The 17,765-nt window shown below is 42.8% G+C and carries 16 protein-coding genes; 9 read left to right on the top strand and 7 right to left on the bottom strand.

The window, feature by feature from the left end; genetic code table 11:
- Positions 1-108 precede the first annotated feature (108 nt).
- Positions 109-1,926: a translational GTPase TypA gene (gene typA / locus Q4533_RS05345; RefSeq protein WP_076538117.1), complete on the bottom strand. Its 1,818-nt coding sequence runs from the start codon at positions 1,924-1,926 to the stop codon at positions 109-111.
- 477 nt (positions 1,927-2,403) lie between these two features.
- On the opposite strand from typA, the gene glnA reads away from it, so the two are divergent.
- The 4 genes from glnA (at position 2,404) to Q4533_RS05365 (ending at position 9,023) form a co-directional block, all read left to right on the top strand.
- A complete protein-coding gene (gene glnA, locus Q4533_RS05350) occupies positions 2,404-3,813 on the top strand; it encodes a glutamate--ammonia ligase (protein WP_076538111.1) in 1,410 nt (469 codons plus the stop codon).
- A gap of 323 nt (positions 3,814-4,136) precedes the next feature.
- On the top strand, positions 4,137-6,437 hold the full coding sequence (locus Q4533_RS05355) for a carbohydrate-binding family V/XII (RefSeq protein WP_303502214.1): 2,301 nt from the start codon (positions 4,137-4,139) through the stop codon (positions 6,435-6,437).
- A 194-nt stretch (positions 6,438-6,631) separates the two neighbouring features.
- On the top strand, positions 6,632-7,831 hold the full coding sequence (locus Q4533_RS05360) for a dicarboxylate/amino acid:cation symporter (RefSeq protein WP_102476581.1): 1,200 nt from the start codon (positions 6,632-6,634) through the stop codon (positions 7,829-7,831).
- Positions 7,832-8,096: 265 nt separating this feature from the next.
- A complete protein-coding gene (locus tag Q4533_RS05365) occupies positions 8,097-9,023 on the top strand; it encodes a hypothetical protein (protein WP_303502216.1) in 927 nt (308 codons plus the stop codon).
- Between the two features lie 38 nt (positions 9,024-9,061).
- On the opposite strand, the gene Q4533_RS05370 is transcribed toward Q4533_RS05365, so the two are convergent.
- Together Q4533_RS05370 and Q4533_RS05375 are read right to left on the bottom strand one after the other, a co-directional pair.
- Entirely contained in the window at positions 9,062-9,709 is a 648-nt protein-coding gene (locus tag Q4533_RS05370; protein ID WP_102439865.1) for a DUF2959 domain-containing protein, read from the bottom strand.
- A 27-nt stretch (positions 9,710-9,736) separates the two neighbouring features.
- Positions 9,737-9,958: a hypothetical protein gene (locus tag Q4533_RS05375; protein WP_076538103.1), complete on the bottom strand. Its 222-nt coding sequence runs from the start codon at positions 9,956-9,958 to the stop codon at positions 9,737-9,739.
- 89 nt (positions 9,959-10,047) lie between these two features.
- On the opposite strand from Q4533_RS05375, the gene Q4533_RS05380 reads away from it, so the two are divergent.
- The 5 genes from Q4533_RS05380 (at position 10,048) to Q4533_RS05400 (ending at position 14,001) form a co-directional block, all read left to right on the top strand.
- Positions 10,048-10,926 carry a virulence factor BrkB family protein gene (locus Q4533_RS05380; RefSeq protein ID WP_102439864.1) on the top strand — a complete coding sequence of 293 codons (879 nt, stop codon included), beginning with the start codon at positions 10,048-10,050 and terminating at the stop codon, positions 10,924-10,926.
- A gap of 105 nt (positions 10,927-11,031) precedes the next feature.
- The gene (locus Q4533_RS05385; protein WP_102439863.1) at positions 11,032-11,601 is read left to right on the top strand and encodes a hypothetical protein; all 570 of its coding nucleotides are present in this window, start codon (positions 11,032-11,034) and stop codon (positions 11,599-11,601) included.
- A gap of 69 nt (positions 11,602-11,670) precedes the next feature.
- A complete protein-coding gene (gene dtd / locus Q4533_RS05390) occupies positions 11,671-12,120 on the top strand; it encodes a D-aminoacyl-tRNA deacylase (protein WP_102439862.1) in 450 nt (149 codons plus the stop codon).
- Between the two features lie 11 nt (positions 12,121-12,131).
- Positions 12,132-12,572 carry a thioesterase domain-containing protein gene (locus tag Q4533_RS05395; RefSeq protein WP_303412412.1) on the top strand — a complete coding sequence of 147 codons (441 nt, stop codon included), beginning with the start codon at positions 12,132-12,134 and terminating at the stop codon, positions 12,570-12,572.
- Between the two features lie 295 nt (positions 12,573-12,867).
- Positions 12,868-14,001, top strand: a complete 1,134-nt coding sequence (locus Q4533_RS05400; RefSeq protein WP_303412414.1) for a 2OG-Fe(II) oxygenase — start codon at positions 12,868-12,870, stop codon at positions 13,999-14,001.
- Between the two features lie 6 nt (positions 14,002-14,007).
- Here the strand turns inward: Q4533_RS05400 and Q4533_RS05405 are convergent, their stop codons facing one another.
- The 4 genes from Q4533_RS05405 to Q4533_RS05420 all read right to left on the bottom strand — a co-directional run bounded on the left by Q4533_RS05405 (position 14,008) and on the right by Q4533_RS05420 (position 17,733).
- On the bottom strand, positions 14,008-15,240 hold the full coding sequence (locus tag Q4533_RS05405; protein ID WP_303412416.1) for a beta-ketoacyl-ACP synthase: 1,233 nt from the start codon (positions 15,238-15,240) through the stop codon (positions 14,008-14,010).
- On the bottom strand, positions 15,237-15,968 hold the full coding sequence (locus tag Q4533_RS05410) for a 3-ketoacyl-ACP reductase FabG2 (RefSeq protein WP_303412418.1): 732 nt from the start codon (positions 15,966-15,968) through the stop codon (positions 15,237-15,239). Before Q4533_RS05410 ends, Q4533_RS05405 begins: the two co-directional genes overlap by 4 nt.
- Before the next feature lie 69 nt (positions 15,969-16,037).
- Positions 16,038-16,523, bottom strand: a complete 486-nt coding sequence (locus tag Q4533_RS05415) for a thioester dehydrase (protein WP_303412420.1) — start codon at positions 16,521-16,523, stop codon at positions 16,038-16,040.
- Entirely contained in the window at positions 16,516-17,733 is a 1,218-nt protein-coding gene (locus Q4533_RS05420; protein WP_303412422.1) for a beta-ketoacyl-[acyl-carrier-protein] synthase family protein, read from the bottom strand. Before Q4533_RS05420 ends, Q4533_RS05415 begins: the two co-directional genes overlap by 8 nt.
- Between the last annotated feature and the right edge of the window lie 32 nt (positions 17,734-17,765).

Consider the following 17,765-nt stretch of genomic DNA (forward strand, 5'->3'; position numbering starts at 1 on the left):
ATTAAGTCATGTGCTGTTTTGCGGCTAAGTATATTTAGCCAATAAAAAACCCGCCATAAGCGGGTTTTTTGGTTCTCAAAATTTGAAATCGTTAACTAATCAAAACGATTACTTAGCGCTACGGTTATGACGCTTACGCTCGTTTTCAGTTAAGTAACGCTTACGAACACGGATGTTCTCAGGAGTTACTTCTACTAATTCGTCATCATCGATGAACTCAAGCGCTTGCTCAAGGGTCATTTCGATATGCGGAGTTAACACTTGTGCTTCATCAGTACCTGATGCACGCATGTTTGTAAGTTGCTTACCTTTCAAACAGTTAACTGTTAAATCGTTTGCACGAGCGTGTAAACCAACAACTTGACCTTCATATACTTCAGCAGCATGGCCGATGAATAGACGACCACGTTCTTGTAAACCGAACAATGCGAAAGTCAGTGCTTTACCAGTAGCGTTTGAAATCAATACACCACGAGCACGTTGACCAATGTCACCGCCTTTCACTGGACCGTAATGGTCGAATGAATGGTAGATAAGACCAGTACCAGAAGTCGCTGTCATGAATTCAGTTTGGAAACCGATTAAGCCACGGCTAGGAATGATAAAGTCGATACGTACACGACCTTTACCGTCTAGCTGCATGTCTTTCATGTCACCTTTACGTGTACCTAATTTTTCAATTACAGCACCTTGATGTTCTTCTTCAACATCAACGGTTAAGGTTTCAAATGGCTCGCACATTTCACCGTCAATTTCTTTAACGATTACTTCTGGACGTGATACCGCTAGCTCGTAACCTTCACGACGCATGTTTTCAATTAGGATACCTAAGTGTAATTCACCACGGCCTGAAACACGGAAACGATCTGGAGATTCAGTTTCTTCAACACGTAATGCAACGTTATGAATTAGCTCTTGCTCTAAACGCTCAAGGATATTACGTGAAGTAACATACTTACCTTCTTTACCAGCAAACGGAGAAGTGTTTACTTGGAAAGTCATGGTTAGCGTTGGTTCGTCAACAGAAAGAGCAGGCAAGGCTTCAACAGCGCCTGGAGCACAAATAGTGTCAGAAATTTTTAGCTCACCAAGACCGGTAATTGCAACGATGTCGCCAGCGTTAGCTTCAGCAACTTCGTGACGGTCAAGACCCATGTAACCTAATACTTGGCCAACTTTACCGTTACGTGTCTTACCGTCTGCACCAACAATAGTTACTTGTTGGTTAGGCTTAACGCTACCACGTTTAACACGACCAATACCGATAACACCTACGTATGAGTTGTAATCGATTTGAGAAATTTGCATTTGACATTCACCTTCAGCATCAGCATCAGGGAAAGAAACCTTTTCAACAATTGCTTGGAATAAAGGTGTCATGTCTTCGCTAGTTTCGTCTGGATCAAGGGTCGCGAAACCATTTAATGCAGAAGCATAAACGATAGGGAAATCTAACTGTTCGTCAGTTGCACCTAAGTTGTCGAATAAATCGAATACTTGGTCAATAACCCAATCAGGACGAGCGCCTGGACGGTCAATCTTGTTGATTACAACAATTGGCTTAAGGCCTTGAGCAAACGCTTTTTTAGTTACGAAGCGAGTTTGTGGCATTGGGCCATCAACTGCATCAACTAAAAGTAATACTGAATCTACCATAGATAGAACACGTTCAACTTCACCACCGAAATCGGCGTGACCAGGAGTGTCTACGATATTAATACGGTAGTCGTTCCATTTGATGGCGGTATTTTTAGCCAAAATGGTGATACCACGTTCTTTTTCAAGATCGTTAGAATCCATTACACGTTCTGCGGCTTCGCCTCGACTTTCAAGGGTGCCTGACTGTGCCAAAAGCTTGTCTACCAAGGTCGTTTTGCCATGGTCGACGTGAGCAATAATGGCGATGTTACGTAAATTCTCTAACACGGATAAAACCTCTATACCATCAAACAAATAAATAGGAGTTTATAGCGGCATTAAGTTTAGCCACCATAAAAAAGCGTGCCATTCTACTCCACGAGACGCTTTGCGGATAGGATTATTTTTGTACACTTTGTGATTAGCTAAAAAATAACCATCAATTTTGGCATTTATAGCATCATATAATAGTAACGATTCAGAAATGTGACAAACAATCAGCGCAGTGTTTTTAGCCGCGCACCAAAATAGAATTTGAACCATAATAGTGCGTGCGCTTGCACTAAAATGATGCAAAATTGTGTTTTCGATAATTGTCTATTAAGTCAAATATATAAAAATCATATACTTATTCAGTTGGCATGGTAATAGCTTTAAGATTGTCAATTATGTGATATTTCGACACATACGCGTCTTTAATGTCGTAGTATAGTGGTGAACTTGAATTATAAAAGGGAATACCCTTACTCTACCGGAGGCTTAAGAATGTCAGCTGAATCTGTTTTAACGCAACTTAAAGAATTGGAAGTTAAGTTTGTTGATTTACGCTTTACCGATACCAGAGGTAAAGAACAACACGTTTCTATCCCATCTCATCAGGTTGATGAAGATTTTTTTGAAGACGGCAAAATGTTCGATGGTTCGTCTATTACGGGTTGGAAAGGCATTAACGAATCTGACATGGTACTTATGCCAGATGCGAGCACGTTTGTTCTTGACCCTTTCACAGAAGAAACAACTGCACTAATCCGTTGTGACATCTTAGAGCCAGGCACAATGACAGGTTACAACCGTGACCCACGTTCTATTGCTAAAAAAGCTGAAGAATACTTAACGTCTACTGGTATTGCTGACACAGTATTAATTGGTCCAGAGCCAGAGTTCTTCTTATTTGACGATGTTAAGTTTGGTGCTGACATGTCAGGTTGTTTTGCTAAAGTTGATGCAAAAGAAGCGGCATGGAACTCAGGTACTGGCTATGAAGATGGTAACACTGGTCACCGTCCATTCGTTAAAGGTGGTTACTTCCCAGTAGCACCAGTTGATTCATCACAAGACTTACGTAGTGCTATGTGTTTAGTACTTGAAGAAATGGGTCAAGTTGTTGAAGCGCATCACCATGAAGTTGCTACAGCCGGTCAAAACGAAATCGCGACACGCTTTAACACGCTAACTGCTAAAGCTGATGAAGTTCAGATCCTTAAGTATGTTGTGCATAACATGGCACACGCATACGGTAAAACAGCGACATTTATGCCTAAACCAGTAATGGGCGATAACGGTAGTGGTATGCACGTTCACCAATCTTTAGCTAAAGATGGCGTTAACTTATTCGCAGGCGACAAGTACGCTGGTTTAAGTGAAACTGCTCTTTACTACATTGGTGGTATCATCAAGCATGCTAAAGCGTTGAATGCATTTACTAACCCAAGCACAAACTCTTACAAGCGTCTTGTGCCACATTTCGAAGCGCCTGTCATGCTTGCATACTCTGCACGTAACCGTAGTGCTTCTATCCGTATCCCAGTGGTACCAAGCCCTAAAGGTCGTCGTATTGAAACACGTTTCCCTGATCCACATGCAAACCCATATTTAGGTTTTGCTGCGCTATTAATGGCAGGTCTAGACGGTATCCAAAACAAGATTCACCCAGGTGAAGCTATGGATAAAGATTTATACGACTTACCAGCAGAAGAAGCGGCTGAGATCCCACAAGTTGCGACTTCACTAGAAGATGCACTTGCAAGCTTAGATGCGGACCGTGAGTTCTTAGTTAAAGGTGAAGTATTCACTAATGACTTTATCGATTCATATATTGCTATCAAGCAAGGTGAAGCAGAGCGTGTTGCACGTACTACTCACCCAGTTGAATTTGAACTTTACTACTCACTATAAGACGTCTTTATAGACCGCTTTTATAGTAGTAAATAACAGTTAGTAAAAAGCCCTTACTGGTTTCCAGTAAGGGCTTTTTTGATCTTTGCATATTCATAAAACGGCAGGGTGGATGGATATTTAGCAAAGTGGCTGTTTGATTTTTCTACAATCTATTTTACAAATTCAATGTGTTTGTCGGTATATTAAATGAACAAATAGATGCTAACTTGTTAATCATGACCAAATTGGCAATAAATGGATTTTACTACATATACTTAAATACACGCTTTTAATTATTAGTCGCGCATGATTAATAGCAAATGATTGCAAAATAAGGACTCATGATGATAACCAATATCAAACGTCTCTGGCTGCAAGTGCTAACTGTATGGATAGCATTGTTGCTATTACCCTTTTCGGCAGTAGCAATTGAATGGCCGCAAGATGTTGAAACGAAACTCGGCACCTTAGTGGTTTATCAGCCGCAGCCAGAATCGTTAGATGGCAATATCTTGATGAGCCGCGCTGCGATGTCATTTGAAGTGGAAGGTCAAGACGACCCTGTATTTGGCGCTTTTTGGTTTAGCGCTAGAATCGATACTGATGACGATGTTGCTTTGGTGCGTAATATTGAAGTGACCGAAGTGCGCTGGCCATCATCCACTGCCGAAGACCAGCAAACGTTCACCGATACAGTCTCAGAAGCGCTAGCGACAACTAGCTTCGAAATTTCCATGGAGCGCTTATCAGCCAGCCTTGAAAATGCTGAGCAGGTAAAACGCAGCTTAGATAATATTAACAACGATGCGCCAGAAATCGTCTTCAGTAATAACTTGAGCGTGTTGCTGTCCTATGATGGTGAGCCACAATTTAGTGAAATTGAAAATAGTCCCTATGAGCGAGTGTTAAATACCCCTTTTGCCGTTGCCCGTAATACGCAAACGAACAAGCTGTATTTAAGCAGTGGTACCTTTTGGTATGTGGCAGATGATCCTATGGGGCCATGGCAAGTCACATTGTATCCTCCTGAAGATTTGGTCAGCATGGTGAATACCGAGGATGAAGCCGCTAAAAGCACCGTCAATGCGCCGCAGATTATTACCACTAATGAACCGACTGAGTTAGTGGCCACTGATGGCTCACCCAATTGGCAAAGTCTGATTGATGGTAAGTTACTTTATGTCACCAATACCGAAACCCCATGGGTAAGAGAGACCTCCTCTGGCGATATGTATGTGCTTTTATCTGGGCGTTGGTTTAAATCTAAAAAGCAGGCCGGACCTTGGCAGTTTGTTAGGGCTGACAAACTGCCTGAAAGCTTTAACGATATCCCTCCCGAATCTGATATTGGTGGCTTAAGGGTCTCAGTTGCAGGCACTGATGAAGCCAATCAAGCAGTGCTAGATGCGCAAATCCCGCAAACTGCAGCGATTAAGCGTGATGAAGCCACACTGGAGGTTGAATACGATGGCGAGCCTAAATTTGAAGTTGTTACTGGCACCGCGGTTTCCTATGCCGTCAATACCGCCACGCAAGTACTATTCATTAATAAAGCATATTACGCAGTCGATAATGGGGTGTGGTTTACCTCAAAAACTGCCAAAGGCCCGTGGATTGTTGCTGATAATATTCCTGATGAAGAAATTGCCAAGATACCCGCAAGTTCGCCGGTTTATAACACCACTTACGTGCAGGTTTATGATTCAACCCCTGAAGTGGTTTACGTAGGTTATACGCCGGGTTATATGTGGTCATACCCTTATTATGGGGTGCCAATTTACGGTACCGGCTGGTATTACCCACCGTATCGAGGCCGTAATTATTATCCTCGCCCACCGACCTGGGGATTACATGTTGGTTATAATCCGTGGACAGGTTGGAATGTTGGCGTGAGCTGGAGCAACGGCTTTTTCAATGCTGGTGTGGTATGGGGAGGCGGTTATGGTTATCGTCGCCCATGCTGTGGTGGCTATTATGGCGGTGGCTATAGACGACCAGTGGTGATCAATACCGGTCGTATCAATATTGGTAACAGTATCAGTGTCGGTAATCGCACTAAAATGCATAATCATATGCGTTCGAACAAATTAGCTAATAATCGCGCTAGACCCAATAACCTTTACCATCGCGAGGCGAATCGTAAACGCTTAGCCAGCCCAAGTGTAGCCAATAAGCATTTTAATAAAGCGAAGGTAAATAAAAAGCGCACTAATGATGTGTTTGCCGATAAGCACGGTAATGTTGCCCGTGATAATAAAGGCAAGTGGGAAAATCGTAGCGATGGTAAGTGGAATAATGTGCCATCAAAAGCTCAAGGGTCTAAACCTAGCAATGTAAATAAACCGTCAAAGGGCAATAGTAGTAGTTTTCCTTCGACACGGCCATCTAGCACTACTCGTCCGGCGAGTAATACCCGTCCCGCCAATAATACTCGTCCTGTTACAAGTACGCGGCCATCAACCTCGATTCAACCGAGTCGAAATCAAACTAGCCACAGCCAACCGAGCCGTAATCAGTCGAGTAATATGAGTCACTCAATTAATCGAACTCGCTCGAGTAGCATAGATCATCAAAGTCTGAATCGTTCTCGACAAGCGCGTCAGTCAGGAATGACCAGAGAAGGGCGAAGCAGAGGAAAATAGCTGTTTATCGCAATTTAGCCAAAGCCCGCAGTCGCGGGCTTTGCTTGGGCGCATTAGTTCAGAGTCAAGTTTACAGCAGATAAGTTACTCGTCATCAATGCGCTGCAGTAAGCCCAGCCTTCATAGTAACGGCTTTTCGGCTATGATTAAAAATCAGCATATGCTCACTAGATCTTAATTATTGGAACCTCACCATGTGGAATGCCCTTCGCGCGTATCGCTCATCGATTATTTTACTCACAGCCCTGATGCTGGGCGGCATGTTGGGCTTAGTTGCCCCTGAGTTTGCCATTAAACTTAAACCCATAGGGCAAATATTTCTCAACTTGTTGTTTATGATTATTGTGCCTTTGGTGGCCGTTAGCGTGATGTCATCCATTGCCAAAATGACCGATTTAAAAAAGCTTGGCTCCATACTTGCCACCATCATGGGCGTGTCCATTGTCATGGCGATGATCCCCGCTGTAGGCATTACCTTGTTGGCGCTAGCATTTGACCCTGCCCAAGGAGTGACACTTGATTTAGCCGATACCGTTGAAACCACTGGCAGTATGGATTTTGTGAGCTTATTAACCACCAATGATTTTGTGGGCTTAATGTCTAAATCGAATATTTTAGCGCTGATCATTATGTCGCTGATCACCGGAATAGCGATTGGTCAATCAGGTGAAGACGGCCTCAAAGTTTCGGCATTATTGGATAGCTTTAATACCGTGATCATGAAAATCATAGCCATCTTAATGTACTTAGCACCAATTGGCTTAGGGGCTTATTTTGCCGCAACTATGGCCAGTCAAGATGCTGAGTTAATGGGCACATTTGCCCGAGCTATTGCGCTATTTTTAGTGGCAACCTTTTTGTATTTAACTTTAGGCTCAACGCTATATGCATGGATTGGAGGTGGAGGGAAAGGAGTAAATAATTTTTGGCAGCATATGTTAGCTCCTGCAGTAACCGCCCTAGGTACTAGTTCCTCTTTGGCCACCTTGCCAGTTAATATTCGCACAGCAAGTAAAATGGGTTTAAATGAGCAAATAGCTGAAATCAGCTTGCCGCTATTGGTGAATTTAAATAAAGGCGGCGCAGCGATGATAACCGCGCTTAAAATCGTATTTATCTATTCATTACTTGGGCTCGACTTTAGCGCGGATGTGTTTATGTTAACCATTTTGATTTCGGTGCTGTCAGCATTTGTCATTGGCGGCGTGCCTGGCGGGGCATTTTTAGGGGAAATCTTTATTGTGACAACCTTAGGCTTACCCGTCGAAGTGATCCCTATTTTGGTGGTATTAGGCGCCATTACCGATGCAGCATCGACTGTCATCAATGTGGTACATGATTTAACGGCCACTCAAATTATTCAACGGATTAATGGTAGGCATTATATAAATTGAATTAACTGAACTGAGTTTAAGGGGGATGTAAGTCGGAGCTTTAATTGGGGATACTCCCCCTTAACGTTGAACAAAATTAGAACCCATGCGGCAATCTGATTGCTTATTATAATCATACGCTGATTTTCGCTGTGCCTAAAAATGACTACATTGACCTGTATTAATCGCTAGGGTATTGATTTCACTGCAGCGCCATCAGGCGCGATTGCTACTTTTAGATTATTATTAGCTTGTTACGTATAATTTTATATAGGGATGGAATAGTTTGAGAAATGGATTTTTAAGCCAATTAGTACTGTTAATAATGCTGATGTTGGTCACTGCTAATGTCTTTGCGAATAATAAAGTTGGCAGCATAAACCTTCAATGTAATGACTGTAATTCAGATAAAAAATATCAAGCTGCAGCATTATCAGCGTTAGCCAATCGCCAGCACGCGTTTATGAATGTGGTTAACTTTAGCCAATTTGATCTACGTAAATTTGAAGTAATTAAATTAATGGTTGAAGTGTGTAGTGACTATAATCGCTCTGCCACCCAAGGCATTTGCCAGTTTGAAGACCGCTCTACCATTATTCCCTTAGCGCCACAAAATCTCGAGCGTGAACAGTTTATTACTTATGCAGAGTATTTATATCAGCAGGACTTTTTTGAGCCGCTACAAATAAAGGTTGCTCCAGACATTGCCGCAACAGCATGGTCATTAGTTAATGATAAAGACCGAATAGTGCAAATTAATGCAGATTGGAAGCGTAAGATAACTTATTACCAGTTCAAAAAGATGTGGTTTGAAGCCTATATCCAAGGGGTTGAATATAATACCCCCATTGCTAATTTATCCCCTGAAATAACATTTGAATTTGCCGATAAATCGACGTTAACGTCACTCGTTAGCGGCTTTGATGATGAGCAAAGGTTACATTTTTCAGCTCGAAAGCTAAAAGATAGTAACAATAATCAGTTATCAATGACTGCAATTGCATCACTCAGTAATGGCGATACATTCCAGTTTGGCTCAGTAGAGACTGAGGCTTATCAAGTATTATCACACTTGGCTGCCTCGCAGGGTTTTATACTTGATCAAAAGCAGATGCTTACACATATTGAGGTGACATTGATTGCTTGCCGAGATGGCGTTAAGACTTGTTCTGAACTGGATAAATTGGCAACTAAAGAGAAAAGCAGCTTTTAAGTCAGGACTTAAAAGCTGCTCACTTTATTTTTAAGATGTTAACCCTTTTCCATGGCTTCAATAAACTTATTCGATTCAGCAATCGATTTGTTCATTTCGCTGATCAAGCTAGTAATATCTGATTGCAGGCTTTCAAACTCACCTTTAATGGCGCCAATGGCCTGCGCATTAAGGTTATGCTTTAAATACAACATATTGTCTTTCATAGCCGTCAGGATCGGAGGCATTTTTGCTTCGGCGCGGCGCATGCCTTTGACCAATGAATCGTAAGAGCGCTGGGTTTCATTCAATTTAGAGGTGCTATTACGGCGTAGGCTCGCTTTGCTGATTTCTTGAATTTCAGCTTGCCACTCTTCAAATAGAGCTTCAGCTACATCTTCAACTTTATCGATGCGATCGCCCACTTCATCAGCGGCTGACTGCGCTGAATCATATTCATCTTTAGCTTTGTTATAAGCATCTTCAAGATCGCCACCATCAAAGGCAAGTAACGCCTGCATTTCTTCTAACGCAGAACTAAATTGCTCTTGGGCTTCTTCTTGGGACTCTTTTGCTTCCTGGACGCGATCAACCATGATGTCACGCTTGTGGTAGCCGACCTTTTCCATGGCGCCATAATAAGCGCTTTGACAACCGCTAAGTAGTAAGCTGCTACTCAGTAATGCCAAGGATATCCATTTCTTCATTGTTTACTCTCTTATCGTATTATCGAATTAGTCGGCGGTAAATGTGGCAGCATCAATAATGCTCCAAAGGTGAAGTATGGCACCAATAATGGCTGGGATGATTAATACCCAGAAGAAGTAACATACTGCTGTAAGACAGAAAAATAGAATTGCAGCTATAATACGACCTTGAACCAGTTGACCTAAACCTGGGAAAAAGAAACTGGCGATGGCGGCAATCACATTACCAGCAGAACCTTGTTGAGACATTAAATCGCTCCCTTGGAGTGTAACTATCGTGTTATAACATTGTACGAATTAAAACGCAGAATTGAAAATAAAATAATCAAGAGAATATTGTGACAAATAAGATAGATGTAGCCTATATCCAACGAGTTTTTATTAGCATTTGGCAATTTATACTTCACCTTAAGCAGCGCTTGGTAGAAGATCAAATCAATGTCAAAGCCGGTCACTTAGCCTATGTGACACTATTATCACTAGTGCCAATGGTGGCGGTGACCATGTCGATGTTGTCGGCGTTTCCAGTATTTAAAGGTATTCGCGGTAAAATTGAGAGCTTTATTTACGACAACTTTTTGCCTGCCGCTGGCGATACCGTACAGGTTTATATCAATGAATTTGTTGAAAATGCCTCAAAGGGCACCTTTGTCGGGGTGATTGCGTTAGTGGTGGTGGCCTTGTTGCTGATTTCTGCTATCGATAAAGCGCTGAATAATATTTGGCGTACCACTGAAAGCCGCTCTTATATGGTGTCTTTTTCTATGTATTGGATGGTACTGACATTAGGGCCAGTATTGATTGGTGCCAGCTTAGTGGCAACCTCTTATGTGGTGTCATTAACGGTATTTGATAATAGCGAAATATCAGGCTTAATGACTTGGCTGGTTGAGCGTTTGCCGATGTTGTTTTCTGTGGCCTCGATTTTACTGTTGTATATGGTGGTGCCCAATAAAAAAGTGCATTTTTTACATGCCTTATTAGGTGCTGTGGTAGCGGCGATGCTATTTGAAGCGGGTAAAAAAGGTTTTGCCTTTTATGTGACGCAGTTTCCCAGTTATGAAGCCATTTATGGCGCGCTAGCCACCATCCCGATTTTGTTTGTGTGGATTTATGTGTCGTGGATAATTGTTTTATTAGGCGCAGAAATAACGGCCGCGATGCCTGAGTACCTCGATACCGGGATTTTTTCTACTTCAGAAGATAATGAGAAGTAACACAAGTATTATAAATACACCGACTGGGCTTAGCACTTGAGCCTGACATGAGTGTTAACTTGCGATACTTTATCGCTAGCAAAGATAACTTAACAAGGAACGAAAATGAAAAAATTGATACTTGCAGCATGCGTAATAGGGTTATCTGCTTGCGCCGCCACCGAAAATACCACAGAAGATACTGTAGTTTCTGCTGCTCCTAAGATGATCAACATGGCTAATATGAGCGATGAGCAAGCCGCTGAAGAATTATATAAAACGTTGCTAAACGCCAGTTACTTAGCCACTAAACTCAGCCCTAATAGTGTGGCGGTGCAATTTGGGGAAACTCAGTTTGTGCTGCAGCCTAGCATGAGTGAGCAAGGGGTCGATCGTATTCTTACCAATCGATTGTTTGCGGTGCATCCGCAATTACATGGCAGTAAAGAGCTATTGTTGTTAATTGGCTCACTAAACCAAAAGCTTAATTTTGCTAAGTTCGTCATTCGCGACAATGGGGCGGTGATCCAAGTACAAGGCGCTGCGACATTTGTTGATTCCATTGAACTGGAAGAATTACGCCGCTTTATGTTGTGGACTGATGAAGGCCTTAATCAAGTGGGTAAATCATTACCCAAAGGATCTGAGCATTTAATTAAACCGATCCCAGTGATGAAACAAGATATCGCTGGCTAAGGTTATTGTTGGTGTAGGTAAATCCGCAAGTAATCGCACAATTCTTCACGTAAGTATTAGGAAGTAACATTGATTGGCTTAATCCAAAGGGTGACACGTGCCAGTGTCACCATCGACTCTGAGCTAGGGCAAGAAGTCACCGGTAGTATCAATAAAGGTTTATTAGTGCTGCTTGGGGTGGAACGTGACGATGACATTGAGAAAATGCAAAAGCTGGCCAAAAAAGTCATCGGCTATCGTGTGTTTAGTGATGAAAACGGCAAGATGAATTTAAATCTGCAACAAGCTGGTGGTGAGTTACTGGTAGTGTCACAGTTTACCTTAGCCGCTGATACTGGCCGAGGGCTGCGTCCAAGCTTCTCCAGCGCTGCGACTCCAGATCAAGCCAATGAGCTATATGAAGCTTTCGTGGCTTTTTGTCGTGAACAAGGGGTGACAACTGCTACAGGCTCTTTCGGCGCAAACATGAAGGTAGAGTTAGTTAATGATGGTCCTGTGACCTTTAATTTACAGGTTTAAAGGAGCACATTATGGCGGCTAAAGAGCAACTTATTGAACTGCAAAACACTTGGTATCAAACCATTCCTTTGAGTGAGTTTATGCAAGTGCAGCCGCTGAGTTTTCAGCAGCAAACACTCACAGTTACCGCGCCGCTCGAGCCCAATATTAACCTGCATCAAACCATGTTTGCTGGCAGTATTTATACCCTGGCTACCCTAACGGGCTGGGGGATGATGTGGTTACAGCAAAAGTTGCAAGGTTTTAGTGGTGATATCGTATTAGCAGATGCACACATCCGCTATAGCGCGCCCATTACTGAAGCCCCCACTGCTAGTGTTATTTGGCCAGATGTTTCATTAGCAAGCCTTGCTGATGGCGGTAAGGTAAAAGTGAAACTTGAGGTACAGCTGCATTGTAAAGATAAGCTTTGTGCCAGCTTTACTGGGCTGTATTTTAGCAAAGCTAAGTGAACTTGATTCAAGAGCTGTTTAAGTCACACTAAGGCAGGGAGCGTTAGCGCTAAAAGTTTGTTGATACTTAGCCTTGGTATCGCTATTAGCGACAATCATAAGTCTGACTATTCAGTACACCTTTAAATAATCCATAACTATTTGTGCTAAGAGTTACGGTTTCTTTAAATCATATTGAGCCAGAATCCCATAAGCTCACCTTCGGCTGAGAAATTTTAATCAATATATCCAAGTGCATATAGTTAAACTTGTATAGTATGATTAAAAATACATATACAAAATCAATTATTATAATATGCCCTTAACTGCAAAATATTCTTTTCAATTAGAACAAGCTCGCGCACTTATACATCGACAACAATATCTTGAAGCTGCAAAGGTTTTAAAACCTTTGTTGCAGCAACAAATCCCGGAAGCTTTACTCCTGAACGTTGATGTAATGATAGGTAGAAAACCTTCTGTTGGGTTAGATTATGTATTTGAACTTGCCGAAAAAGATATCCCAGGGGCACATTATAAAGCGGCATTTTTACTTTATTTTCACCCTCAAGTTGGTGTGGCTTTCCAGCCTTATTTATATGCGGCATATCTGAAGGGTGATGAAAATGCCGTTGTAGCCGCGGTAAATTTATATTATCAGCAGGGTAATTTAGCTAAAGCTCAAAGCATTCTTTATCATTTTCAGCATCTCGAGTCAGTATCAGCTATTTCTAATATGTTAGATTTTGGGACAGTGGATAAAGCGATAACAACGAAAGACTTTGATGATATAAAAATGCCTGACTTATCTAGCTTATCTTATCAATTAATTGCCCAAGAAATTAACTTGTATACTGTGGATGATTTCATCAATGACTTTGAGTGTCATTGGCTTAGATGGCATGCAGAGAAAAATATCAAGCGCTCTACGGTGGTCGATGGTGTAACGGGTAAAAATGAGATTAGTAAGGCTCGTACTGGATCAGTTGCACAATTGACGCCTTCAATAAATGATTGGATATTGTTGAACATTGAAATGAAAATAGCAGCTTATTTTAATCTCGCTATTGAAAATGGCGAATTAAGCAATGTTTTGCACTATTCACCAACAGAAGAATATAAAGCGCACTATGACTTTTTTCACCCTAAAGATTCAGGTTCTGCTGTTGCTTTAAGAGATGGTGGCCAGAGGTTCAAGACGGTATTGATATATTTAAATGACGTCAAAAGTGGAGGGGAGACCTGTTTCCCTAGACTATCTAAATCAATCAAGCCCAAATGTAAGCAGCTGCTTATTTTTAATAACACAGATAATAATTTTGCCCCTTTACCCTTATCTTTACACCAAGGAATGCCAGTGATAGAGGGAGAGAAGTGGCTTTTCTCAAAGTGGATTAGAGAAAAGCCGACAACTTATAAAAACGTGTTGAACGCTATAAGTCTTTTATAAAGTAGTTTAATTATCCCAGCGCTTAAAAATTAATGAGGTGTTGATACCGCCAAAGGCAAAGTTATTAGTCATAACGTAATGGGTGTCGATATGGCGAATATCACCTTTGATATAATCTAATGGCGCGCATTCTGGGTCAACTTGCTCAAGGTTCAAACTGGGGGCGAACCAGCCAGCGTTCATCATTTCTATACTGACCCAAGCCTCTAATGCGCCGCAAGCGCCGAGGGTGTGGCCGGTATAGCTTTTCAGTGATGAGATAGGCACTTGTTCACCAAAAACTGAATAGGTGGCGTGTGACTCGGCAATATCACCGCGTTCAGTGGCGGTGCCATGGGCATTGATATAACCAATCTTATCGGCATCAATTGCGGCATCTTTTAACGCTAAGCGAATAGCCACCTCCATGGTGTCAGCGTTTGGCTGAGTGATATGCAGGCCATCGGAATTAGTACCAAAGCCCACTAGTTCTGCGTAAATTTTTGCGCCGCGCGCCTGAGCGTGTTGTAACTCTTCAAGCACTAACGTACAGGCTCCTTCACCAATAACTAAGCCGTCTCGCTGGCTATCAAATGGTCTAGGGGTGGATTGTGGTTGATCGTTCTTAGTACTGGTGGCAAACAGGGTGTCAAACACCACAGCTTCGGTGGGGCACAGCTCTTCACCGCCGCCAGCGAGCATTAGGGTTTGCTGGCCAAATTTTATCGCTTCAAAGGCGTAGCCAATGGCCTGACTGCCAGAGGTGCAGGCGCTACTAGTAGTATGGACTCGGCCTTTAAGGCCAAAAAACACTCCAACATTTACCGCTGTGGTGTGCGCCATCATGCGGATATAGCTGGTAGCATTAATGCCTGACATATCGCCATTTTTAAGCATATCACCAAAGCCTATAAGGGGTTCGGTGCTGCCTGTAGAGGAGCCATAAGCCACGCCCATTTCACCTGATTTGATAATAGGGTCATCAAGCAATCCTGCATCTTCTAGGGCGATTTCACTGGCGCGGGTCGCCATAATAGATACTCGGCCCATGGAGCGGATTTTTTTGCGTGAGTAATGTTTGGGCTGCTCAAAGTCTATGATTGGCGCGGCTAAGCGGGTGTTAAGCCCTGGGAATTTATTCCATTCATCCATGGTGACGACGCAGTTATATTTTTCTTGTAAGCGCTTAGCAATGCTTGGCCAGTCGTGGCCCAGTGCTGAAATACCGCCGATTCCGGTAATGACGACTCTGCGGCTCATATCATGCCTCCGTTAACTGAGATCACTTGGCGAGTGATATAAGCGGCATCATCAGACATCAAAAAGTTGGCTAGGCCGGCAATTTCGTTGGTTTTGCCCATGCGGCGCATTGGCACTATTTGATTAATCATCTCTTTGGGGAAGTCACTGACCATGTCAGTTTCAATCAGTCCTGGGGCGATACAATTAACGGTGATTTTTCGCTTTGCTAACTCTAAGGACAAGGCTTTAGTGGCACCGATTAACCCAGCTTTTGAAGCGCTATAATTCACTTGGCCACGGTTGCCTGCAATGCCTGATACCGATGCCATAGTAATGATGCGGCCACCAAATCTAGCTTGGATCATCGGCATAATCGTTGGCTGAATCACATTGTAAAAACCATCTAGATTAGTGTGGATCACACTATCCCATTCTTCGTCAGTCATTGCAGGGAATGCGGTGTCGCGGGTAATTCCTGCATTAAGAATTACCCCGTAATAAGCGCCGTTTTGCTCAATATCGGTAGTGATTTTAGTTTTTGCTAGTTGGCGGTCAGCAACATCAAAAGCGATCAGGCTGGCATTGACACCTAAGGCCATAATTTCAGCTTGGGTTTGCTCGGCCGCTACGATATTACTGTGGTAATGCACGGCAATATCATAGCCTTGTTGAGCCAATTTCAGCGCGATAGCTTTACCTATACCGCGGCTTGAACCCGTTACTAAGACTCTTTTATTTGTGGTCATTTTATCTCCATGACATTCAGCACCTGCTGGTCACTTTCCTTATCTCTATTGCCTGTTAGTAACAGACTGCTAAGTTAGATTTTCTTGTATGTAAGCCGTGGTATCTTGAGGCTGAAACACGTTGACATTTGCTGTGGCAATGACGGCATCGGCAGCAAGAATTTGGCAATCAAATACTGCTAGTCCAGTTTCTTCTTGGTATAGCCGAGTGACTTTAATTTGATAGCATTTACCCCGTTCATAGTGCCCTTGATGCATCACTAACTTGCGCGTTCCAAGTAAAAAGCCCACTCGAATTTTATCATTTTTTAAATGGGCTTCAACACCAGCTAGTGCGGCAATACTTTGAGCCATATACTCGATGCCCACATAATTTGGCACCCCATTTAATGCCATATTAAAGTAAGCGCTCGTGTCGCTAATACTAACCTCGGTGATCAGGGTATCTACTTGATGGCTTAATAAGCGGTCGATTAAAATCATTGGCGCTCTATGGGGCACAAAATGACTGACATCTTGTGATAATAGCGCTGCTTGTGCGATAAGGTTAGTCATGTTGAGCTCGACTCCGACCTAAAATGATACTGGCGTTACTGCCACCAAAAGCAAACGAATTACTCATAATGTAATTGACGGCTGTGGATTGATTTTGGGTTACTAATGGCAATAGGGGGTTATCGGGATCTTGTTGTTGATCCCACACTTGCGGCGGTAAGGCTTGCTTGTCGTTATACTGACTTAATAGTAAGTAGCAAAACGCCGCTTCAATTGCCCCTGCTGCGCCTAAGCAATGACCCACTAACGGTTTTGTGGAGCTGCATAAGGGTATGTTATCGGTGTTGCCAAACACTTGCTGCATCGCTAATGATTCCATGGCATCGTTTTTGGGGGTGGCAGTGCCATGCAAGTTCACGTAACTGATTTGTTTTGGCGTAATGTTGGCATCACTTAAGGCATTATTCATAGCGGCTATAGCGCCAGTACCTTGTGGATGCGGCGCAGAAATATGGTGGGCATCGGATGACTCTCCAATGCCTGCAAGGATTATCTGCTCAGTATGTGGGGTTGATTTTTGTAAGGTAAATAGCGCTGCTGCTTCACCAATATTTATGCCATCGCGATGTTTGCTAAAGGGGTTACATAAATCAGCCGCGACCGATTCTAGTGCGTTAAAGCCATTGAGGGTGAGCTGACACAAACTATCAACCCCACCGACAATCACCAGATCACATAAGCCTGCATTTAATAATCGTTTCGCGCTGGCAAATACCTTGGTGCTGGAAGAGCACGCTGTTGAAACCGTATAACATGGGCCTGATAGCTTAAAGTATTGACGCAGGAAGTCGCTAGTACTGCCTAATTCTTGCTGAGCGTAATGATACGTGGGTGGAAACTCCCCGTGAACGGCGTGATACGCCAAGGCGGCTTCGCCTTTTGAAATACCAGAAGTACTGGTACCAATCACCACGCCTATTCTCGATGGGCCAAATTGTAATTTGGCTTGGGCGATAGTCTTATCTAATTGCAGCGCTGCGGTATAGAGTAATTGATTATTACGACAATCAAATTGCTGCAGACTCTCAGGAATAGCTTTTAGCTGCGCCTCATCAATGGCACCCACTCGGGTATTGGCATTAAACATTAGATCATCTCGCAACACCATGGCACTGGTATCGCCAGCTAAAAGCTTACCAAGCACTTGCTGCGGCGTATGGCCTAATGGGGTACACAATCCAATCTGGGTTATGGCGATAGAATTAGTCATTAATTACACTTTTATTCCATTGTTACATCTAG

The sequence above is a fragment of the Shewanella sp. 6_MG-2023 genome (genome assembly GCF_030547195.1).
Taxonomy (GTDB): domain Bacteria; phylum Pseudomonadota; class Gammaproteobacteria; order Enterobacterales; family Shewanellaceae; genus Shewanella.

Excerpts from the sequence above, each read along its gene's own strand:
- Q4533_RS05355 (WP_303502214.1), top strand. The coding sequence starts at position 4,137 with ATGATGATAACCAATATCAAACGTCTCTGGCTGCAAGTGCTAACTGTA.
- Q4533_RS05375 (WP_076538103.1), bottom strand. The coding sequence starts at position 9,958 with ATGTCTCAACAAGGTTCTGCTGGTAATGTGATTGCCGCCATCGCCAGT.
- Q4533_RS05370 (WP_102439865.1), bottom strand. The coding sequence starts at position 9,709 with ATGAAGAAATGGATATCCTTGGCATTACTGAGTAGCAGCTTACTACTT.
- Q4533_RS05420 (WP_303412422.1), bottom strand. The coding sequence starts at position 17,733 with ATGACTAATTCTATCGCCATAACCCAGATTGGATTGTGTACCCCATTA.
- Q4533_RS05385 (WP_102439863.1), top strand. The coding sequence starts at position 11,032 with ATGAAAAAATTGATACTTGCAGCATGCGTAATAGGGTTATCTGCTTGC.
- Q4533_RS05405 (WP_303412416.1), bottom strand. The coding sequence starts at position 15,240 with ATGAGCCGCAGAGTCGTCATTACCGGAATCGGCGGTATTTCAGCACTG.
- Q4533_RS05395 (WP_303412412.1), top strand. The coding sequence starts at position 12,132 with ATGGCGGCTAAAGAGCAACTTATTGAACTGCAAAACACTTGGTATCAA.
- Q4533_RS05410 (WP_303412418.1), bottom strand. The coding sequence starts at position 15,968 with ATGACCACAAATAAAAGAGTCTTAGTAACGGGTTCAAGCCGCGGTATA.
- Q4533_RS05415 (WP_303412420.1), bottom strand. The coding sequence starts at position 16,523 with ATGACTAACCTTATCGCACAAGCAGCGCTATTATCACAAGATGTCAGT.
- glnA (WP_076538111.1), top strand. The coding sequence starts at position 2,404 with ATGTCAGCTGAATCTGTTTTAACGCAACTTAAAGAATTGGAAGTTAAG.
- Q4533_RS05400 (WP_303412414.1), top strand. The coding sequence starts at position 12,868 with ATGCCCTTAACTGCAAAATATTCTTTTCAATTAGAACAAGCTCGCGCA.
- Q4533_RS05360 (WP_102476581.1), top strand. The coding sequence starts at position 6,632 with ATGTGGAATGCCCTTCGCGCGTATCGCTCATCGATTATTTTACTCACA.